This window comes from Streptomyces coryli (assembly GCF_011044975.1).
Classification (GTDB): Bacteria; Actinomycetota; Actinomycetes; order Streptomycetales; family Streptomycetaceae; genus Streptomyces; species Streptomyces coryli.
In genome coordinates this window covers 1-2,599 of record NZ_JAAKZV010000477.1, presented here as the reverse complement: position 1 = coordinate 2,599, position 2,599 = coordinate 1, and the positions used below count along the sequence as shown (strand labels likewise).

Genomic DNA, 2,599 nt, shown 5'->3' with positions numbered 1-2,599 from the left:
GGGAGAGGAAGCGGGGCGGGGTGGGTCACACCAGCGCGAGAACCAGCAGCGCGAGGGCTCCGACCAGCGCCGGAGCGATGATCTCGTACGCCCACTTCACCTCGGCGGGCCCCTGCGCGCCCTCCCGGTCGGCGTTACGCTCCGCCAGCTCACGCAGGTCGTCGATGTTCTGGTCGCCGGGCGCCCGGTGCGGCTTGTCGCCGGCCGCGGCCACCGGGTGGGCGTCGTGGGCGCCCGACTTCGCGGCCTGGCGGTTGGCGCGGTTGCGGGCGCGGATGGAGACCGGGACGGCCCAGAGCTGGAACTTCGCGCCGTCCTTGGTGAGCACCTCGCTGCTGAAGTGCGCCCGCAGGGTCTCGACCGTGGCCCAGGGCAGGGTGATGGTGCGGAACGGGTTGCGGATCCGCAGCCGGTCCTCGCTCGCGTACACCGCCGGGCGGACGGTAAAGGCGGTGATCAGCGGGACCACGCACAGCAGCGCGGCGACCGACAGCAGCCGGGTCCGCCCGCTCCCGTTCACCAGCGCGTCGATGCCGAGCCAGGCCGCGAGGGCGAGCAGCAGCACACCGCCCATGACGCCGCCGACGGAGCGGAAGACTCGGTCGGCGTACTGCGGGGTGGTCGAAGGCTCGTTCGCGCTCATGCCGGAGATTGTGCCCTGCGGCTTCGCCGCGGTCCACCGCCGAGGGGTCCGGGGGCTCGCCCCCGGACCCCTCGTGAGCTGGGAGCTCAGGGCCGGCCGCGGTCAGATGCCGGCTGCCGCGGCCAGGTCCGACTTCAGGTCCGCGAGCACGTCCGCGGCCTTCGTACGGACTGCGCCCAGGGCGCCGGCGGACGCGACGGGCAGGACCGCCTCCAGGTAGCACTTGAGCTTCGGCTCGGTGCCGCTCGGGCGGACGATGACGCGGGCGGACTCGATGCCGCGCTCCGGGTCGCCGGCGAGGTAGTAGCGCAGGCCGTCGGTGGGCGGCAGCTCCGGGGTGCCCTTGGTGAGGTCCTCGGCGCGGGTGACCGCGAGGCCCGCGAGGGCGGCGGGCGGCTGCTCGCGCAGGCGGTGCATGGCCTCGGCGATGACCGACAGGTCCTCGACCCGGACCGAGAGCTGGTCGGTGGCGTGCAGCCCGTACTCGACGGCGAGGTCGTCGAGGAGGTCCTGCAGGGTGCGGCCGGCGGCCTTCAGCTCGGCGGTCAGCTCGGCGACGGCGAGGGCGGCGGTGATGCCGTCCTTGTCGCGTACGCCGCCGGGGTCGACGCAGTAGCCGAGCGCCTCCTCGTACCCGAAGGCGAGGCCCTGGACGCGGGCCAGCCACTTGAAGCCGGTCAGGGTCTCCTCGTACGGGAGGCCCGCCGCCTTCGCGATCTTGCCGGAGAGCGAGGAGGAGACGATCGAGGCGGCGAAGGTGCCGCGGACCCGCTTGTGCACGAGGTGGGTGGCGAGCAGCGCGCCGACCTCGTCGCCGCGGAGCATGCGCCAGCCACCTTCGGTGGCCGCGTCCGGTACGGCCACGGCGCAGCGGTCGGCGTCCGGGTCGTTGGCGATGACGATGTCCGGGTCCGCCTCGGCGGCCTTGGCGAAGGCCAGGTCCATCGCGCCCGGCTCCTCCGGATTGGGGAACGCGACGGTCGGGAAGTCCGGGTCCGGCTCGGCCTGTTCGGGCACGGTGATCGGGGCACGGAAGCCCGCCCGCTCGAACGCGGCGGTCAGAGTGGTGCCGCCGACGCCGTGCATCGGCGTGTAGACGACGGAGAGGTCACGCGGACCGCCCGGGGCGACGACGCTCTTGGCCCGCTCGAGATAGGCGTCGAGGACCTGCCCGCCCAGGACCTCCCAGCCGTCCTCGGCCCGCGGCACGTCATGCAGGCTGCCGACCGCGGCGATCTCGGCGGCGATGCCGGCATCGGCCGGGGGAACGATCTGGGAGCCCTCGCCGAGGTAGACCTTGTAGCCGTTGTCCTGCGGCGGGTTATGGCTGGCGGTCACGGTGACACCGGCGACGGCACCGAGGTGGCGGATCGCGAAGGCGAGGACCGGCGTCGGCAGCGGGCGGGGAAGGAGCGCGGCCTTGAGCCCAGCGCCGACCATGACGGCGGCGGTGTCTTCGGCGAAGTCCACGGACTTGTGCCGGGCGTCGTAACCGATGACGACAAGACCGCCCTCGTGCCCCTCCTTCTTCAGATACGAGGCGAGCCCCGCAGCCGCACGGATGACAACGGCGCGATTCATCCGCATGGGCCCCGCGCCCAGAGCCCCCCGAAGGCCGGCGGTGCCGAACTGGAGAGTCCCGCTGAACCGCTCCTCGATGGCGGCTGCATCGCCCGCCTCAATGAGCCCGGCGAGCTCGCCGCGGGTATCGGGATCCGGATCCTCGGCGAGCCAGGCATTCGCCTGGGTGAGGGCGTTGTCCGTGGTCACGTTGGTCTCTTCCCTTGCCTTGGTCATTGGTCTGCTTTTTACCCTCCCACCCGCCGGTTGCTCCGGGGCGTATTGGGCGGGGGAGGGGGATGGGCTGCCTGCCCGCAGGGCTTGTCCTGGCGAGGCGCCGCGGCCTTCCGCCTGGCGAGCTGGGGCTGGCCCACCCGACGCGTCCTGCCCCTGTCT

2 protein-coding genes are annotated in these 2,599 nt (G+C 73.1%); both read right to left on the bottom strand.

The features are described 5' to 3' along the window. Positions 1–25: 25 nt before the first annotated feature. On the bottom strand, positions 26–643 hold the full coding sequence (locus tag G5C51_RS41425) for a PH domain-containing protein (RefSeq protein WP_165246024.1): 618 nt from the start codon (positions 641–643) through the stop codon (positions 26–28). Positions 644–745: 102 nt separating this feature from the next. After that, entirely contained in the window at positions 746–2,440 is a 1,695-nt protein-coding gene (locus G5C51_RS41420; protein ID WP_165246022.1) for a phospho-sugar mutase, read from the bottom strand. Positions 2,441–2,599: the final 159 nt, after the last annotated feature.

What these genes read in the sequence shown, in the direction of transcription:
- G5C51_RS41425 (WP_165246024.1), bottom strand. Translation starts at nt 643, where the DNA reads ATGAGCGCGAACGAGCCTTCGACCACCCCGCAGTACGCCGACCGAGTC.
- G5C51_RS41420 (WP_165246022.1), bottom strand. Translation starts at nt 2,440, where the DNA reads ATGACCAAGGCAAGGGAAGAGACCAACGTGACCACGGACAACGCCCTC.